The sequence below is a fragment of the Cupriavidus oxalaticus genome, from assembly GCF_004768545.1.
Classification (GTDB): Bacteria; Pseudomonadota; Gammaproteobacteria; order Burkholderiales; family Burkholderiaceae; genus Cupriavidus; species Cupriavidus oxalaticus_A.
This window is the reverse complement of sequence record NZ_CP038635.1, coordinates 2526114-2542544: the sequence shown is the minus strand read 5'-3', so window position 1 is coordinate 2542544 and position 16431 is coordinate 2526114. Positions and strand designations below refer to the sequence as shown.

13 protein-coding genes are annotated in these 16431 nt (G+C 68.2%); 4 read left to right on the top strand and 9 right to left on the bottom strand.

What is annotated here, in order from left to right; genetic code table 11:
• Positions 1 to 29 precede the first annotated feature (29 nt).
• A complete protein-coding gene (gene parC, locus E0W60_RS22630; protein ID WP_135705601.1) occupies positions 30 to 2372 on the top strand; it encodes a DNA topoisomerase IV subunit A in 2343 nt (780 codons plus the stop codon).
• A 64-nt stretch (positions 2373 to 2436) separates the two neighbouring features.
• On the opposite strand, the gene E0W60_RS22625 is transcribed toward parC, so the two are convergent.
• Positions 2437 to 4266 carry an ABC transporter ATP-binding protein gene (locus E0W60_RS22625; protein WP_135705600.1) on the bottom strand — a complete coding sequence of 610 codons (1830 nt, stop codon included), beginning with the start codon at positions 4264 to 4266 and terminating at the stop codon, positions 2437 to 2439.
• Between the two features lie 181 nt (positions 4267 to 4447).
• Positions 4448 to 6130, bottom strand: a complete 1683-nt coding sequence (locus E0W60_RS22620; protein WP_135705599.1) for an L-lactate permease — start codon at positions 6128 to 6130, stop codon at positions 4448 to 4450.
• 412 nt (positions 6131 to 6542) lie between these two features.
• Between E0W60_RS22620 and E0W60_RS22615 the strand changes: the two genes are divergently transcribed.
• Entirely contained in the window at positions 6543 to 7196 is a 654-nt protein-coding gene (locus tag E0W60_RS22615; protein ID WP_135705598.1) for a LysE family translocator, read from the top strand.
• Positions 7197 to 7232: 36 nt separating this feature from the next.
• On the opposite strand, the gene E0W60_RS22610 is transcribed toward E0W60_RS22615, so the two are convergent.
• The 7 genes from E0W60_RS22610 to E0W60_RS22580 all read right to left on the bottom strand — a co-directional run bounded on the left by E0W60_RS22610 (position 7233) and on the right by E0W60_RS22580 (position 12758).
• Positions 7233 to 7877, bottom strand: a complete 645-nt coding sequence (locus E0W60_RS22610; protein ID WP_133093033.1) for a glutathione S-transferase family protein — start codon at positions 7875 to 7877, stop codon at positions 7233 to 7235.
• A 31-nt stretch (positions 7878 to 7908) separates the two neighbouring features.
• The gene (locus E0W60_RS22605; protein ID WP_133093032.1) at positions 7909 to 9099 is read right to left on the bottom strand and encodes a PLP-dependent aminotransferase family protein; all 1191 of its coding nucleotides are present in this window, start codon (positions 9097 to 9099) and stop codon (positions 7909 to 7911) included.
• Positions 9100 to 9183: 84 nt separating this feature from the next.
• Positions 9184 to 9639, bottom strand: coding sequence for a RidA family protein (locus E0W60_RS22600; protein WP_133093031.1), 456 nt, complete (start codon positions 9637 to 9639; stop codon positions 9184 to 9186).
• Positions 9640 to 9654: 15 nt separating this feature from the next.
• Positions 9655 to 10578 carry a DMT family transporter gene (locus E0W60_RS22595; RefSeq protein ID WP_135705597.1) on the bottom strand — a complete coding sequence of 308 codons (924 nt, stop codon included), beginning with the start codon at positions 10576 to 10578 and terminating at the stop codon, positions 9655 to 9657.
• Positions 10579 to 10683: 105 nt separating this feature from the next.
• Positions 10684 to 11331: a LysE family translocator gene (locus tag E0W60_RS22590; RefSeq protein WP_135705596.1), complete on the bottom strand. Its 648-nt coding sequence runs from the start codon at positions 11329 to 11331 to the stop codon at positions 10684 to 10686.
• Positions 11328 to 12041 carry an alanyl-tRNA editing protein gene (locus tag E0W60_RS22585; RefSeq protein WP_133093028.1) on the bottom strand — a complete coding sequence of 238 codons (714 nt, stop codon included), beginning with the start codon at positions 12039 to 12041 and terminating at the stop codon, positions 11328 to 11330. Before E0W60_RS22585 ends, E0W60_RS22590 begins: the two co-directional genes overlap by 4 nt.
• 39 nt (positions 12042 to 12080) lie before the next feature.
• Positions 12081 to 12758, bottom strand: a complete 678-nt coding sequence (locus tag E0W60_RS22580) for a VOC family protein (protein WP_135705595.1) — start codon at positions 12756 to 12758, stop codon at positions 12081 to 12083.
• A gap of 84 nt (positions 12759 to 12842) precedes the next feature.
• Here E0W60_RS22580 and E0W60_RS22575 point away from each other — a divergent pair, with 84 nt between their 5' ends.
• Together E0W60_RS22575 and htpG are read left to right on the top strand one after the other, a co-directional pair.
• A complete protein-coding gene (locus tag E0W60_RS22575) occupies positions 12843 to 14381 on the top strand; it encodes a PLP-dependent aminotransferase family protein (protein WP_135705594.1) in 1539 nt (512 codons plus the stop codon).
• 138 nt (positions 14382 to 14519) lie between these two features.
• Entirely contained in the window at positions 14520 to 16421 is a 1902-nt protein-coding gene (gene htpG / locus E0W60_RS22570) for a molecular chaperone HtpG (RefSeq protein WP_133093025.1), read from the top strand.
• Positions 16422 to 16431: the final 10 nt, after the last annotated feature.

Here is a 16431-nt window from a genome sequence, read left to right as displayed (position 1 = left end):
AATATGGCGCGCCGAATTCTTGCCTATCCATGGAACAACAAGACATCACGTTTCAACCTGAAGAGCCGGCCGATTCGCTGACGCTGGCCCGCTACGCCGAGCGCGCCTACCTTGACTACGCCGTCAGCGTGGTCAAGGGCCGCGCGCTGCCGGAAGTGGCCGACGGCCAGAAGCCGGTGCAGCGCCGCATCCTGTTCGCGATGCACGAGATGGGCCTGCGCGCCGATGCCAAGCCGGTCAAGTCCGCGCGCGTGGTCGGCGACGTGCTGGGCAAGTTCCACCCGCACGGCGACCAGTCCGCCTATGACGCGCTGGTGCGCCTGGCGCAGGACTTCTCGCTGCGCTACCCGCTGATCGACGGCCAGGGCAACTTCGGCTCGCGCGACGGCGACGGCGCCGCGGCGATGCGGTACACCGAAGCGCGCCTGACGCCGATCTCGCGGCTGCTGCTCGACGAGATCGACCAGGGCACGGTCGACTTCGTCCCCAACTACGACGGCTCGATGCAGGAGCCGAAGCTGCTGCCGGCGCGGCTGCCGTTCGTGCTGCTCAACGGCGCCTCCGGCATCGCGGTGGGCATGGCCACCGAGATCCCGCCGCACAACCTGCGCGAGGTCGCCGCGGCCACCGTGGCGATGATCCGCAACCCGAATATCTCGCTGGCCGAGCTGCTGGCGCTGATGCCGGGCCCGGACTATCCCGGCGGCGGCCAGATCATTTCGCCGGCGGCGGACATTGCCCAGATCTACGAGAACGGCCGCGGCAGCCTGAAGGTGCGCGCGCGCTGGACCATCGAGGAAATGGCGCGAGGCCAGTGGCAGATGGTGGTGAACGAACTGCCGCCGAATACTTCCGCGCAGAAGGTGCTGGAAGAAATCGAGGAAATCACCAATCCCAAGATCAAGGCCGGCAAGAAGGCGCTGACGCCGGACCAGCAGCAGCTCAAGGCCACCGTGCTGGCGGTGCTGGACGCGGTGCGCGACGAATCCGGCAAGGACGCGCCGGTGCGGCTGGTGTTCGAGCCCAAGAGCAAGAACATCGACCAGCAAGAGTTCATCCAGGCGCTGCTGGCGCATACCAGCCTGGAGTCGGGCGCGCCGATCAACCTGGTGATGATCGGCACCGATGGCCGCCCGCGCCAGAAGGGCCTGCGCGAGATCCTGGGCGAGTGGATCGCGTTCCGCTTCGACACGGTCACGCGCCGCACGCGCCATCGCCTGGGCAAGGTCGAGGACCGCATCCACATTCTCGAAGGCCGGATGCTGGTGCTGCTCAATATCGACGAGGTGATCCGCATCATCCGCGAGAGCGACGAGCCCAAGCCCGCGCTGATCGAAGCCTTCGAGCTGACCGACCGCCAGGCCGAGGACATCCTGGAAATCCGCCTGCGCCAGCTGGCGCGGCTGGAAGCGATCAAGATTGAGAAGGAACTGAAGGACCTGCGCGAAGAGCAGGCCGACCTGGACGTGCTGCTCAAGTCCGAGACCATGATGCGCCGCCGCATCATCAAGGAGATCGAGACCGACGCCAGGCAGTACAGCCCGGAAGACAAGGATCCGCGCCGCACGCTGATCCAGGAAGAACGCCGCGCCGCGGCCGAAGTGCGCGTGATCGACGAGCCGGTGACGGTGATCATGTCGCAGAAGGGCTGGGTGCGCACGCGCCAGGGCCATGGCCACGATCCGCAGCAGTTCACCTTCAAGGCGGGCGATGCGCTCTACAACACCTTTGACTGCCGCACCGTCGACGTGCTGCTGGTGTTCGGCACCAATGGCCGGGTCTATTCCGTGCCGGTCTCCAGCCTGCCGGGCGGGCGCGGCGACGGGGTGCCCATCACCACGCTGATCGAGTTGCAGTCCGGCAGCCAGGTGGCACACACCTTTGCCGGCAGCGCCAGCCAGCGCATGCTGATCGCCACCGCCGGCGGCAACGGCTTCCTGACCACGGTGGCCGACATGACCGGCCGGCAGAAGGGCGGCAAGTCGTTCCTGACGCTGGACGACGGCGATGCCCCGCTGCCGCCGGCGCCGATCGGCGACGAGGCCACGCATGCGGCCTGCCTGTCCGGCAATGGCCGCCTGCTGCTGGTGGCGCTGGATGAGGTCAAGGTGCTGTCGGCCGGCGGCCGCGGCGTGATCCTGATGGAGCTGGAGCCCAGGGAGAAGCTGCTGCAGGCGGTGGCCGTGGGCGCGCCGGGGCTGATGCTGTCGGGCGCGGGCCGGGGCGGCAAGCCGTCGTCGCAGAAGCTGGCCGGGCAATCGCTGCTGCCGTATGTCGGCAAGCGCGCGCGCAAGGGCAAGCAGATCGAGGCGAAGCTGAAGGAGCCGAGGATCGATCCGGTGCGGGTGGAGGCGCCGGGCAACGGCAACTGAGTTTCGCCGGAGCCAGTGTTTGCTCCCCTCTCCCATTCATGGGAGAGGGGAGCAAACAGCGGGATCAATCCACCCCCACAAATCCCCCCGTCTGATGCGCCCACAACCGCGCATACAGCCCCCCATGCGCGAGCAATTCCGCATGCGTGCCGCTCTCCACGATATGCCCGTTGTCCAGCACCACCAGCCGGTCCATGCGCGCGATCGTCGACAGCCGGTGCGCGATGGCAATTACCGTCTTGCCTTGCATCAGCGTTTCCAGGCTGTCCTGGATCGCCGCTTCCACTTCCGAATCCAGCGCCGAGGTCGCTTCATCGAGGATCAGGACCGGCGCGTTCTTCAGCAGCACCCGCGCGATCGCGATGCGCTGGCGCTGTCCGCCTGACAGCTTCACGCCGCGTTCGCCCACCTGCGCCTCCAGTCCGGTATTGCCGTGGGCATCGACCAGGCCGGGAATGAACTCGTCCGCGCGCGCGCCGTGCAGCGCATTGGCCAGGTCGGCCTCGGTGCTGGAGGGTTTGCCGTACAGCAGGTTCTCGCGGATCGAGCGGTGCAGCAGCGAGGTGTCCTGCGTCACCATGCCGATCTGCGCGCGCAGGCTTTCCTGCGTGACATCGGCGATGTCCTGCCCGTCGATCAGGATGCGGCCGCTTTCCACGTCATAGAGCCGCAGCAGCAGGTTGACCAGCGTCGACTTGCCCGCGCCGGACGGGCCGACCAGGCCGATCTTCTCGCCCGGCCGCACCGTCAGGTTGACGCCCTCGATCACGCCCGAGCCCTTGCCGTAGTGGAATCCCACCTGCTCGAAGCGGACTTCGCCCTGCGTCACGCGCAGCGGCTGCGCATTGGCGCGGTCATTGACCTTGCGCGGCACGGCGATGGTCTTCATGCCGTCCTGCACCTGCCCGACGTTCTCGAAGATGCCGTTGACCACCCACATGATCCAGCCGGACATATTGTTGATGCGGATCACCAGGCCCGTGGTCAGCGCGATCGCGCCAGTGGTGACATGCCCGGTGCTCCACAGCCACACCGCCAGCCCGGTGGTGCCGGCGATCAGCGCGCCGTTCATGGCGGTGATGGTGACGTCCATGCCGCTGACCATGCGTCCGGCCAGCCGGGTCTTTTCGGTCTGCTCGGCCATGGCGTCGCGCGCGTAGTCCTCTTCCTGCCGGGTATGGGCGAACAGCTTGAGCGTGGTGATGTTGGTATAGCCGTCGACGATGCGCCCCATCAGCCGCGAGCGCGATTCGGTGGCGATCACCGAGCGCTCCTTCACGCGCGGCACGAAGTACAGCAGCGCGGCCACGTAGCAGGCGATCCACAGCAGCAGCGGGATCATCAGCCGCCAGTCCGCCTGCGCGAACAGCACCAGCGAACTGACGGCGTAGATCACCACGTGCCACAGCGCGTCGACCGCCTGCACGGCGGAGTCGCGCAGCGAGAAGCCGGTCTGCATGATGCGCTGGGCGATGCGCCCGGCAAAGTCGCTCTGGAAGAACGACAGGCTCTGCTTGAGCACGTAGCGGTGGTTCTGCCAGCGGATCAGGTTGGACAGGCTGGGGTTGATGACCTGGTGCACCAGCACGTCGTGCAGGCCGAAGAAGATGGGCCGCAGCAGCACCGCCACCACCAGCATCCACACCAGCTCGTTGCGATGCCGGCTGAAGAATTCCGCGCCGGGCGTGGTCTGCGCCATGTCGACCAGCCGGCCGAGGAAGCTGAACAGCGCCACCTCGATCAGCGCGCCGACCAGGCCCACCAGCAACAGCAGCACGAACACGCCCCAGACTTCGCGCAGGTACCAGGTGTAGAAGCGCAGGACCTGGCCTGGCGGCTCGCGGTCGGGCATGGGACGGAAGGGGTCGATCAGTCTTTCCAGGCGACGCAACATGGCAGGGTTCCCGTTGTGTGCCACGGCGCGCCCAGTCGTCCGTGTTGTCCTTGCAGGATCCGGGGGGCGCTTGCGGCGGATCAGACGCAACATGATACGCGCGTTGCCCAATGGAAAAGCCCCGCCAGGGGCGGGGCCTTGTCCGAAACGCCTTGCCGAAATTGCCGCGGCGGCAGGGCACTCAGGGGTGGTGGATCACCATATGCGTGAACGGCGGCACGTAGGCCTGCAGCGTCACGAACAGGCCCACCAGGATCGCCAGTACGATCGAGTGGAAGAACACGTAGCGCAGGATGTCGCCTTCGTGGCCGTACCACTTGGTGGCCGTGGAGGCCACCACGATGGACTGCGCGTCGATCATCTTGCCCATCACGCCGCCCGAGCTGTTGGCCGACGCCATCAGCACCGGCGACAGGCCCAGCTGCTCGGCGGTGGTCTTCTGCAGGCCGCCGAACAGCACGTTCGAGGCCGTGTCCGAGCCGGTCAGCGCCACGCCCAGCCAGCCCAGCATGGTGCCGAACAGCGGGTAGAGCACGCCGGTGTGGGCGAAGGCCAGGCCCAGCGTGGCATCAAGGCCCGAGTAGCGGGTCAGGTAGCCGACGCCGAACATCGCGCAGATGGTCAGCAGCGAGTAGCGCACCAGCTTGATGGTTTCCCAGTACTCCTTGAACAGGCGCGGCACCGAGTAGCCCATCAGCAGGCCGCCGGCGATCGCCGAGACAAAGATGCCGGTGCCGGCCATCGACAGCACGTTGAAGTTGAACACGGCGCCTTCGATGACTTCCTTGGGCACCACCGGCGGCACCTTGACGATGGCCTTGTCGAGACCCGGGATCGGGAATTTCCAGGCCCACACGCTATCCATCAGCTTCTTGAACTCGGGGATGCCCCAGACGAACACGAACACCGTCAGGATCACCCACGGCATCCAGGCCTTGGCCACCGAGATGCCGGCCGAGGCGGCGCTGGCGGCGGCATCGGCTTCCAGCGCTTCGGGATGGTCAACCTTGGATTCGTCGTGGCGGCCCAGGATCTTGGTCGAAGTCCAGATTTCCTTCGGATGCCAGACCTTCAGGAACAGCGTCAGCGCGCCCATCGACACCAGCGCCGCGATCACGTCCACCAGCCACGGGCCGTGGAAGTTCGACACCAGGAACTGCGGGATGGCAAAGCTCACGCCCGCGACCAGGATCGCCGGCCAGATCGCCAGCATGCCGCGGAAGCCGGCAAAGGCCCAGATCAGCCAGAACGGCACGATCACCGAGAAAAACGGCAGCTGGCGGCCGATCATGGCCGACAGGTCGAGCAGGTCCAGCCCCGTCACCGAGGCCAGGCCGATGATCGGCGCGCCCAGCGCGCCGTAGGCCACCGGCGCGGTATTGGCGATCAGCGCCAGCCCCGAGGCGGCCAGCGGCGAGAAGCCCAGGCCGATCAGGATGGCGCCGGTCACGGCCACCGGCGTGCCGAAGCCGGCCGCACCCTCGAAGAAGGCGCCGAAGCTGAACGCCACCAGCAGCAGTTGCAGGCGGCGGTCCTCGGTAATGCCGGAGATCGAGTTCTGCAGCACCTTGAACGATCCGTTCAGGGTGGTGAGCCGGTGCAGGAAGATGATGTTCAGCACGATCCAGCCGATCGGGAACAGCCCGGAGACGATGCCGAGCCCCGCCGCCTTGCCGGCCATCGCCGCCGGCATGCCGAACACCGTGGATGCGACCACGATGCCGATCAGCAGCGCCAGCCCCGCGGCCAGGTGTGCCTGCATATGAAAGAACGCCAGCGCTGCCAGCAGCACGGCGACGGGAATGCCCGCGGCAATGGTCGACAGCGCCATATTGCCCAGCGGGTCATAGACTTGACTCCACACGATCGAAATCCTCCTCAGGTTGGCTCGGGAGCCCGGGCGATCTGCGTGCCCTGGGGCGACCCGCTTGCGCTTTGCACCGGCGCGCGGCATCCGCCGCGCGCGGGAAAGAACCAGCGATTGTAGGAACGGGTTCCGTGTTCGCTTCCGTACATTGCGTCATGCCAGGCATGAGCCACATTCAGGGATTAGGGAATCCCCCAAGAGCACTGCAGCGCATGTGGGAAGTACCCGCCACACCGGCCAGAGTACTCTAAACGGCGCCTGTTGCAAAAGTCTGCTTGCCTGCGCGTCGCCCGGATGACTGGCCATGGCAGCCATGGCAGGGACTGGCGCGAGCGCGGTGTAGCGGCGCATACTGGCGTTCGCCATGACGCGGGCGCTGCCCGCATCGCAACATCGAACGAGGCTGCCCATGACCGAATTCCTGCCCGCGTGGCCGCTGCTGACCGCCTTCGTGCTGGCCAGCCTGGCGCTGGCCATCACGCCCGGCCCGGCCGTGGTCTATATTGTGACGCGCACGCTGGCGCAAGGGCGGCAGGCCGGGCTGGCGTCGATCGGCGCGGTGGCGCTGGGCAACCTGGGCAACGCCATCGGCGCGTCGCTGGGGCTGGCGGTGCTGTTCTCGGTGTCGGCGCTGGCGTTCTCGGTGGTCAAGTACGCAGGTGCGGCCTACCTGATCTGGCTCGGCATCCGCGCGCTGCGTGGCGGCGCTGCGGCGGCGGGCGGCGGTACGCCGGAGGTGGCGCAGCGCAGCCTGCGCCAGGTGATGCGCGACGGCTTCGTGGTGGCGCTGCTCAACCCCAAGACCGCGATCTTCTTCGCCGCCTTCCTGCCGCAGTTCATGAACCCGGCCGGCTCGGCGCTGGCGCAGAGCCTCGCGCTGGGCGTGGCCTTCGTGCTGATCGCCGCCACCACCGACGCCTGCTACGTCATGGCCGCGGCCGCGGTGATGCCGGCGCTGCGCCGCGCCGGGCGGGCACGCGCATTCGGCCGCTACCTGACGGGGGCGGCGTTTATCGGGCTGGGGATCTTTACGGCGACTTCGGGCTCGCGTGCCGCGAAATAGGCAGCTAGAAGCAGAGGAAGGAAAAACTGCCGCCGCTCAGCGCAGCGGCAGTTCCAGGATGCCGCCGGCGGCAGGGCGGGCACGCATTGCCGCCAGCCAACGCTGCAGGTCGGGCCGCGGCTGGTGCTGGATCGGCAGGCCCATCCAGCGGTGCGCGGCGCAAGCCAGCGAGATATCCGCCATGGTGAAGCGGTCGCCGCCGATGAACTCCCGGCCCGCCAGCGCCTTGTCCAGCAGCGCCGCCAGCCGCTCGGTGCGGGCGCACGAGGCCTGGATGGCGGCTTCGTCGCGCTCGCCGTCGGGCGTGCGCACCAGGTTCAGGAACGCCGTCACCATGGCCGGGCTGAAGGCCGTGGTCTGCCAGTCCATCCAGCGGTCGGCCGAGGCGCGCGCCTTGACGTCTTCGGGCCACAGCGTGCCCTCGCCGTAGCGCGCGCACAGGTAGCGCACGATCGCGTTCGATTCCCACAGCACGAAGGGCTCGCCGCCCACGTCCGTGCCGCGGAAATCCTCGATCACCGGGATCTGGCGGTTCGGGTTCAGGCGGACGTAGGCCTCGGTGTCGAGGTCGCCCTTGTTGACGCCGATATCGACGCGCTCATGGTCCAGGTGCAGCTCGCGCGCGCACCAGACCACTTTCTGCACGTTGATGGAGGAGAGTCGGCCCCAGATACGCAGCATGTCGGCTCCTGGATTGCGCGCCCGTGCGGCGTCAGGCCGCGCGCGCTTGCCTGGCGGCAGCGGCGGCGATGGACTCGCGGAACAGCTCGCCCAGGATCGCCACGCCCTGCTCGATGCGCTCGGGCGGCACCGTGACGAACGCCAGGCGCAGCGCATTGCGCTTCGGGTTGCTGGCGTAGAACGGCGCGCCCGGCACATAGGCCACGTTGCGCTTCACCGCTTCTTCCAGGATAGCCATGCTGTCCAGCCCTTCGGGCAGCTCCATCCAGATAAACATGCCGCCTTCGGGCGTGTTCCAGGTCACGCCTTCCGGCATATGGCGCTTGAGCGCGTCCAGCATGGTCTGGCACTGCTTGCTGTAGAGCTCGCGGATGGTCGGGATATGGCGGTCGAGCAGGCCGTCGCGCACGGTCTCGTAGGCCACGCGCTGCGTGAAGGTCGGCGTATGCAGGTCCGATGCCTGCTTGGCCTGGCACAGCTTGAAATGCAGCTCGGGCGGGGCGATCACGTAGCCCAGGCGCATGCCGGGAGCCAGGATCTTCGAGAACGAGCCCATGTAGATCACGCCGTCCGGATTCATCGACAGCAGCGTCGGCAGCTGGTCGCCGGTATAGCTGAGCGCGCCGTACGGATCGTCTTCCACCACCAGCACGCCCAGTTCCTGCGCGCGCGCCACCAGTGCCTGGCGGCGCTCCAGCGGCAGGCGGCGGCCGGTTGGGTTCTGGAAGTTGGGCAGGGCGTACAGGAAGCGCGCGCCGGCGGTCAGCTCGGGCGTCAGCGCCTCGGGCACCAGGCCCTTGTCGTCGGTCGGGATCGAGACGAACTCGGGTTCGAACAGCGAGAACGCCTGCAGCGCGCCGAGGTAGCTGGGGGTTTCCACCATCACCTTGCTGCCCGGGTCGATCATCACCTTGGCGATCAGGTCCAGCGCCTGCTGCGAGCCGGTCACGATCAGCACGCGCTCGACGCCCACGCCGTGGCGCTTGGCGATGAATTCACGCAGCGGCAGGTAGCCTTCGGTGGCGGCGTATTGCAGCGCCGCCTGCGGGTTGTCGGCGAATACGCGGGCCGTCGCTGCCTCCATGGCCGCTACCGGGAACGATGCCGGCGAGGGCAGGCCGCCGGCGAAGGAAATGACTTCCGGACGCTCGGTGACCTTGAGGATTTCGCGGATGGCCGAGCTGGTCAGTTGCTGCGCCCGGCGGGAGATGGCCCATTTCATGATGTGTCTCTTGTGGTCTGGGAGGGTGTTTCTGTGTGGCAAGGCCGGCCGGTGGCGGTCGCCCGGGCCGCCGGCCGGCGGAAATTACTGCACCTCGACGATCATCTCGATCTCGACGCAGGCGCCCAGCGGGACCTGCGCCACGCCGAAGGCGCTGCGCGCGTGCTTGCCCTTGTCGCCAAAGACTTCGGCCAGGAACTCGGAAGCGCCGTTGGTGACCAGGTGCTGCTCGGTGAACTCGGTGGTGGAGTTGACCAGGCTCATCACCTTGACGATGCGGGTGACGCGGTTCAGGTCGCCCACGTGCGCGTGCAGCGTGGCCAGCAGGTCGATGGCGATGGCGCGCGCGGCGGCCTTGCCCGATTCGGTGTCGATGTCCTGGCCCAGCTTGCCGGTCCATACCTTGCCGTCCTTGCGGGCGATATGGCCCGACAGGAATACGGTATTGCCGGTCTGCGCGGCCATCACGTAGGCGGCGGCAGGGGCGTTGGCGGTCGGCAGTTCGACGCCGAGGCGGGCAAGGGTGTCGTAGACGGACATGCGTTGGACTCCTGGTCAGTGAATGCGTCCTGGAAGGACAGGGGACGTTTCCGGGGCGGCGGCAGGTGCGCTCTGGCGCACGGCGGCGTTGCGGCCGAGGGCCACGACAGCGATCACCGCCACCGCGAAGGCGATGGTGGGGGCGTCAAGCGGCTCGGCCAGGATCAGCGCGCCGCCCGCCAGCGTCAGGAACGGCTGCAGCAATTGTATCTGCCCGACGCGGGCCACGCCGCCTTTTGCGAGGCCGGCGTACCAGAAAAGGAAGCCGACAAACATCGAGAACACCGAGACATAGGCCATGCCGGCCCAGGCACGCGGCGAGGCCGCGGCGATCGCCGGCAGGTCGCGCAGCGCCAGCCAGGCCACCACCGGCACCAGCACCGGCAGCGACGCCACCAGCGCCCAGCTGATCGTCTCCAGCCCGCCCAGCTCGCGCGACAGCTTGCCCCCCTCGGCATAGCCCAGTGCGCCCAGCACCACCGCGGCAAACAGGTACCAGTCGGCGTGCTGCAGGCCGCCGGCGCCTTGCCAGGCGGCAAAGCCGACCACCAGCGCGCTGCCGGCCACGGCCGACAGCCAGAACGCCGGCGACGGCCGCTCGCGCCCGAACCAGGCCGCGAACACGGCCGTGACCAGCGGCAGCAGGCCGACCACGATGGCGCCGTGGCTGGCCGGCACCTCGCGCATCGCCAGCGACGAGAACACCGGGAAGCCGGCCACCACGCCCAGCGCAGTCACCGCCAGCCGTTGCCACTGGCCGCCGCGCGGGCGGCGTGCCGCGGCCAGCGCGCCGCGCATGGCCAGCAGCGCCAGCGCCAGCAGCGCGGCCAGGACGGCGCGCGCCAGCGCGACGAAGATCGGGTCCAGCTCGGCCACTGCCATGCGCGTGAACGGCAGGGTCTGGCTGAAGATGGCCACGCCGATGAAGCCGAGCAGCATGCCGCCTGAATGGGGCGCGGCCGGTATGGAAGCAGGCGAGGGAGTTTGCGAGGGAGTTTGCGAGGGAGCGGACATGGTTGGCGTCTTGTGTTCTTGTCGTTCGGTTCAATGCACGCCGGGCCGGGCGCTGACAGCGATCCACAGCGCGGTCAGCGCCAGAGCCGCGCCCATGGCACGGTTAAACCAGCGCACGCGCTCGCCCTCGCGCAGCCATTGCCGCAGCGCCGCACCCAGCACGCCGTACACGCCGTTGCTGACGAAGCCCAGCAGTGCGAATACGCCGCACACCAGCAGCAGGCGCTGCAGCGGCGCGGTGGCGCCGGCCATATAGGACGCCGCCACCGCCAGCGCCAGCATCCACGCCTTGATGTTGGCGTACTGCAGCACCGCCGATTGCCACACGTTCAGCGGCCGCAGCACCTGCCTTTCGGCCAGTGTCGTGCCGCGCGCGATCTTCCACGCCAGCCACAGCAGGTAGGCCACGCCGGTTAGATGCACCGCCGATGCCAGCGCCGGCTGGCCGAGGACCAGCGCGCCCACGCCGACCGCGCACAGCGCCAGGATGCTGGCAAAGCCGAACGCTACGCCGACGCAGTGCGGCAGCGTCGCGCGCAGGCCGAAGTTGGCGCCGGTCACCGCGGCAATGGCGGTGTTGGGGCCGGGCGTGAACAGGCCGACCGTCAGCAGCGTCAGCAGGGCCAGGAACTGCGCCGCGGTCAGGCCGGTGAGCAGGCCGGAGGTCACGGCCGTCATGCGAACGCCACCACGACGCGGCGGTTGGTGCGGCTCTTCTTCTCGATTTTGGTTACCGCCACGGTGCCGATCTCGCTGGTATTGCCCACATGCGTGCCGCCGCAGGGCTGGCGGTCGACGCCGGGGATCTCGACGATGCGGATGCTCGAGGTCCCCGCCGGCGGCGCCGCGCCGATGGTGCGCACCAGTTCCGGCTGCGCGGCCAGCTCCTGCGGCGTGATCAGCGTGATCCGCACCGGCGTTTCCGCGCGGATCAGCGCGTTCAGGCGCTCGGTCAGGCCGGCCTTGTCCAGCGTCGACTCCGGCAGGTCGAAGTCGATCCGCGCCGAGTCCGGCGAGATGCCGCAGCCGGTCACCGGCACCGGGATCAGCGAGCCCAGCAAATGCAGGCAGGTATGCAGGCGCATCAGCCGGTGGCGGCGCGCCCAGTCGATGGTGACCGTGACGCGCTCGCCCACGCGCGGCAGCGCGGCGTCCGGCGCAGGCATATGCAAGATGCGGCTGCGGTCTTCGGCATAGATCGTGTCGACGATGGTCACGGTGCGGCCGTCGGGCAGCGCCAGCGTGGCGGTGTCGCCGGCCTGGCCGCCGCTGCGCGCGTAGCAGACGGTCTCGTCCAGTTCGATGCCTTCTGCGCTGGCCGCCAGCACGGTGGCGGTGCAGTGAACGAGATAGGGATCGTCGTCGAAACGCTTGCGGGTCGCGGACATCGGTGTCTCCTTGGGATTCTTGTTGCTTGTCTGGTCTGGCTAGCGCAGCGTGCGGATGCCCTGCGGGGTTTCGATCTCGGCCGACAGTTCCGGCTGGCCCTCGCCCTGTTCGATCGCGATCAGGTGGTCCGCGCCCAGCCAGGCCAGGCCCTGCCGCAGCAGTTCGGCGCGCGGATGGCGCCCGGATAGCTTGCGCAGCGCCAGGTCCTGCCGCGGCAGGCTGATGCCAGGGTAGGCGGCCACGTCCCACTGGATCAGGCTGGGGAGCAAGCCGTCGCCGGCGGCATCGGCCTCGCCTTGCCAGCCGGGCAGGGCGCCGTCTTCGGGCACCGTGATGCGCCAGCGCAGGTCGCCGCGCGTCATCGGGATCACCGGCGCGATCCGGGCCGGGTATTGCGACTGCCACAGCGTCAGGTCGGCGGGGCGCTCGACGCGGGCGGCCCAGTGCAACAGGAACGGACCGTTCTCCAGCCGTTGCCGTACCGCCTCGGTGTCGAGGCCGAACCAGCGCGGCCGCGCTGGCGCGGCGGCGGCCGGGTCGATCGCGATCACTTCCAGGTAGATGCCGCCGAACATGCCGAGCACGCGGTTGTGCGTGCCCATGGCGGCATGCGCACCGCCACCCTGGGGAGCAATCCCCAGCAGGTCGGCGACATGGGCGGTGCCGGCGTCCAGGTCGGGCGCGGCGATGACGAGGTGGTCGAGGGCGAGCTTCATCTTGGCTTGATGGTAGACAAGGTAGTCGGTACAGTACCGGTACAGTTCTGCGTATCGTCTTCAGTACAGTTGCAGGAGCAGCACATGGATGCGAACACCAGGGACGCGGATACCACCGCCGCGAATCCCCAGCAGCATAGCGGAAGCGGCGCGCGCGGCACCTCCGCCCAGGCCGGCGGACGCCCGCTGCGCCTGGTGCTGCCGCCCACCGAGCGCCTGCCCGACCCGATCCCGTCGGCCCAGATGACGCTGGTCGAGCAACTGACCGAATGGGCCCGCATGCGCATAGACGAACGCGTGTTCCGCGCCGGCATGCGCATGCCGTCGATCCGCCAGCTGGCGCAGGAAAAGGGCATCTCGCGCTTTACTGTGGTGGAGGCTTATGAGCGGCTGGTGGCGCTGGGCTACCTGGAATCGCGCCGCGGCTCGGGCTTCTACGTGCGCGAGCGTGCGCCGGCCGCGCCCGCGGCGCCGGTGTCGTCCAACGCGGCCGAGGCGCGCAATATCGACGTCACCTGGCTGCTGCGCAGCATGTTCCATACCGCCGAGGCGCACAAGGCGCCGGGGCTGGGCTTCCTGCCCAACGAATGGCTCGATGGCGAGCTGATCGCCAGCGCGCTGCGCGGCCTGGGACGCCAGCCGGGCAACCATTTCCTGGCCAGCGGCACGCCGCAAGGCTTCCTGCCGCTGCGCCAGCAGCTGCGCACCCGGCTGGAGGAACTGGAGATCCGCGCCGGCGCCGAGCAGATCGTGCTGACCTCCGGCATCACCCAGGCGCTCGACCTGATCGCCCGGCTCTACCTGCAGCCCGGCGACGCTGTGCTGGTCGGCGACCCGGCGTGGTTCGTGATGTTCGCGCGCTTTGCCGCGCAGGGCGCGCAGGTGATCGGCGTGCCGTACACCGCCGAGGGGCCGGACCTGGAGGCGCTGGAGCGCATCGTGCAGGCGCGGCGGCCCAAGCTGTTCGTGATCAACTCGGTGCTGCACAACCCGACCGGCACCTCGCTGTCCGCCGCCAAGGCCTTCCAGCTGCTGAAGCTGGCCGAGCAGTACGACTTCCTGATCGTCGAGGACGATATCTACTGCGACCTGTGCCCGCCCGGCCACGCCGCCACGCGGCTGGCCAGCCTGGACCAGCTGCGCCGGGTGATCTACCTGGGCAGCTTTTCCAAGACGCTGGCGGCCAACCTGCGCGTGGGCTTTATCGCCGCGCACCCGGAGATGGCATCGGCACTGACCGACAGCAAGCTGCTGGCGGGCCTGGCTTCGCCCGAGATCAACGAGAGGGTGCTGTACAAGGTGCTGACCGAGGGGCACTACCGCAAGCATGTCGAGCGTGTGCGCACCCGGCTGGACCGCGCCCGCGACGAAACCCGGCGCGAGCTGGAGCGGCTGGGCCTGCGCCTGTTCCCGGGCCAGCATGCCGGCATGTACCTGTGGGCCGATACCGGGCGCGATACCAACGCGATCGCCACCGCGGGGCATGAAGAGGGCTACCTGTTCGCCCCCGGCAGCCTGTTCTCGCCGTCGCAGATGCCGTCGGGGTGGATGCGCTTCAATGTCGCCAGCAGCGGCGACCCGGACATGCTGCGCTTTCTCGGGCGCCAGCTGGAACGGCTCTGAGCCCTCGTTGCCCTGCACGCGTTACATTCCCCGGGCCTTGAAAAATGGCCCGGGCGGCCCTATTTCTGGCGTCACTGGCCCCCGACGGCCACCCGACCATCCCAGATTCGCCTGTTTTCGAGATTCAAAAGGAGAACCATGACCGCACCGCACGAGACGATGAGCTTCCAGGCGGAAGTGAAGCAACTGCTGCACCTGATGATCCACTCGCTGTACAGCAACAAGGAAATCTTCCTGCGCGAGCTGGTCTCGAATGCTTCGGACGCCACTGACAAGCTGCGCTTCGAGGCGATCGCGAATCCGTCCCTGCTGGAAAACGACGCCGACCTGGCCATCCGCATCGAGGCCGATGCCCAGGCACGCACGCTGAAGATCACCGACAACGGCATCGGCATGAGCCGCGACGAGGCCATCCGCAACCTCGGCACCATCGCCCGTTCGGGCACCAGGGAATTCTTCCAGCAGCTGTCCGGCGACCAGCAGAAGGACGCCGCGCTGATCGGCCAGTTCGGCGTGGGCTTCTATTCGGCCTTTATCGTCGCCGACAAGGTCACGGTGGAAACCCGCCGCGCCGGCGTGGGTGCCGAGGAAGCCGTGCGCTGGGAAAGCACCGGCGACGGCGAGTTCAGCGTCGACGCGATCGCGCGCGCCGAGCGCGGCACCACCATCACGCTGCACCTGCGCGAGGGCGAGGACGATTTCCTGTCGGCCTGGCGCCTGAAGAGCATCATCCAGAAATACTCGGACCATATCTCGCTGCCGATCCGCATGCCCAAGGAAGTGTGGGACGCCGAGGCCAGCAGCTACAAGCGCACCGACGAGTGGGAAAGCGTCAACCAGGCCAGCGCGCTGTGGACCCGCAACAAGTCCGACATCACCGACGAGCAGTACACCGCGTTCTACCAGCACATCGCGCACGACAACGAAACGCCGCTGGCCTGGACCCATAACCGCGTCGAAGGCCGCAGCGAATACACCCAGCTGCTGTACATCCCGGCGCGCGCGCCGTTCGACCTGTGGGACCGCAACCACAAGGCCGGCCTGAAGCTGTACGTCAAGCGCGTCTTCATCATGGACGACGCCGAGCAGCTGCTGCCGGGCTACCTGCGCTGGGTCAAGGGCGTGGTCGATTCCGCAGACCTGCCGCTGAACGTATCGCGCGAACTGCTGCAGGAAAGCCGCGACGTCAAGGCGATCCGCGAAGGCTGCACCAAGCGCGTGCTGTCGATGCTCGAAGCGCTGGCCGACAGCGAGGACCAAGCCGAACGCGCCAAGTACGACACCTTCTGGCAACAGTTCGGCCAGGCGCTGAAGGAAGGCACCGGCGAGGACCAGGCCAACCAGGAGCGCGTGGCGAAACTGCTGCGCTTTGCCTCGACCCACAACGACACCGCCGAGCAGAACGTGTCGCTGGCCGCCTATGTCGGCCGCATGAAGGAAGGCCAGGACAAGATCTACTACGTCACGGCCGATACCTGGTCCGCCGGCAAGAACAGCCCGCACCTGGAAGTGTTCCGCAAGAAGGGCATTGAAGTCCTGCTGCTGACGGACCGCGTCGATGAATGGATGCTGTCGTTCCTGCGCGAATTCGACGGCAAGGAACTGGTGTCGGTGGCGCGCGGCGACCTCGACCTGGGCAAGCTGGCCGATGAAGCCGAGAAGGCCGAGCAGGAGAAGGCCGAGGCCGACTGGAAGGACGTGGTCGAGCGCGCCAAGACCGTGCTGGCCGGCAAGGCCAAGGACGTGCGCGTGACGCTGCGCCTGACCGAGTCGGCATCGTGCCTGGTGTCGGACGAGGGCGACATGAGCGGCTACCTGCAGCGCCTGCTCAAGCAGGCCGGCCAGAAGGCGCCGGACGCCCAGCCGATCCTGGAGCTGAACCCGGAGCATGCGCTGGTCAAGAAGCTGCGAGATCTTCCGGAGGGCGATGCCTTCAGCGACCGCCTGCAGGTGCTGTTCGACCAGGCGCTGCTGGCAGAAGGCGGCATGCTGGAAGACCCGGCCGCCTACGTGCAGCGCGTCAACAAGCTGCTGGCCTGACGGCCGGCGA

What these genes read in the sequence shown, in the direction of transcription:
- E0W60_RS22590 (WP_135705596.1), bottom strand. Translation starts at nt 11,331, where the DNA reads ATGACGGCCGTGACCTCCGGCCTGCTCACCGGCCTGACCGCGGCGCAG.
- E0W60_RS22585 (WP_133093028.1), bottom strand. Translation starts at nt 12,041, where the DNA reads ATGTCCGCGACCCGCAAGCGTTTCGACGACGATCCCTATCTCGTTCAC.
- E0W60_RS22625 (WP_135705600.1), bottom strand. Translation starts at nt 4,266, where the DNA reads ATGTTGCGTCGCCTGGAAAGACTGATCGACCCCTTCCGTCCCATGCCC.
- E0W60_RS22580 (WP_135705595.1), bottom strand. Translation starts at nt 12,758, where the DNA reads ATGAAGCTCGCCCTCGACCACCTCGTCATCGCCGCGCCCGACCTGGAC.
- E0W60_RS22595 (WP_135705597.1), bottom strand. Translation starts at nt 10,578, where the DNA reads ATGCTGCTCGGCTTCATCGGCGTGGCCATCTTCAGCCAGACCCTGCCG.
- E0W60_RS22615 (WP_135705598.1), top strand. Translation starts at nt 6,543, where the DNA reads ATGACCGAATTCCTGCCCGCGTGGCCGCTGCTGACCGCCTTCGTGCTG.
- E0W60_RS22610 (WP_133093033.1), bottom strand. Translation starts at nt 7,877, where the DNA reads ATGCTGCGTATCTGGGGCCGACTCTCCTCCATCAACGTGCAGAAAGTG.
- parC (WP_135705601.1), top strand. Translation starts at nt 30, where the DNA reads ATGGAACAACAAGACATCACGTTTCAACCTGAAGAGCCGGCCGATTCG.
- E0W60_RS22605 (WP_133093032.1), bottom strand. Translation starts at nt 9,099, where the DNA reads ATGAAATGGGCCATCTCCCGCCGGGCGCAGCAACTGACCAGCTCGGCC.
- E0W60_RS22575 (WP_135705594.1), top strand. Translation starts at nt 12,843, where the DNA reads ATGGATGCGAACACCAGGGACGCGGATACCACCGCCGCGAATCCCCAG.
- E0W60_RS22600 (WP_133093031.1), bottom strand. Translation starts at nt 9,639, where the DNA reads ATGTCCGTCTACGACACCCTTGCCCGCCTCGGCGTCGAACTGCCGACC.
- htpG (WP_133093025.1), top strand. Translation starts at nt 14,520, where the DNA reads ATGACCGCACCGCACGAGACGATGAGCTTCCAGGCGGAAGTGAAGCAA.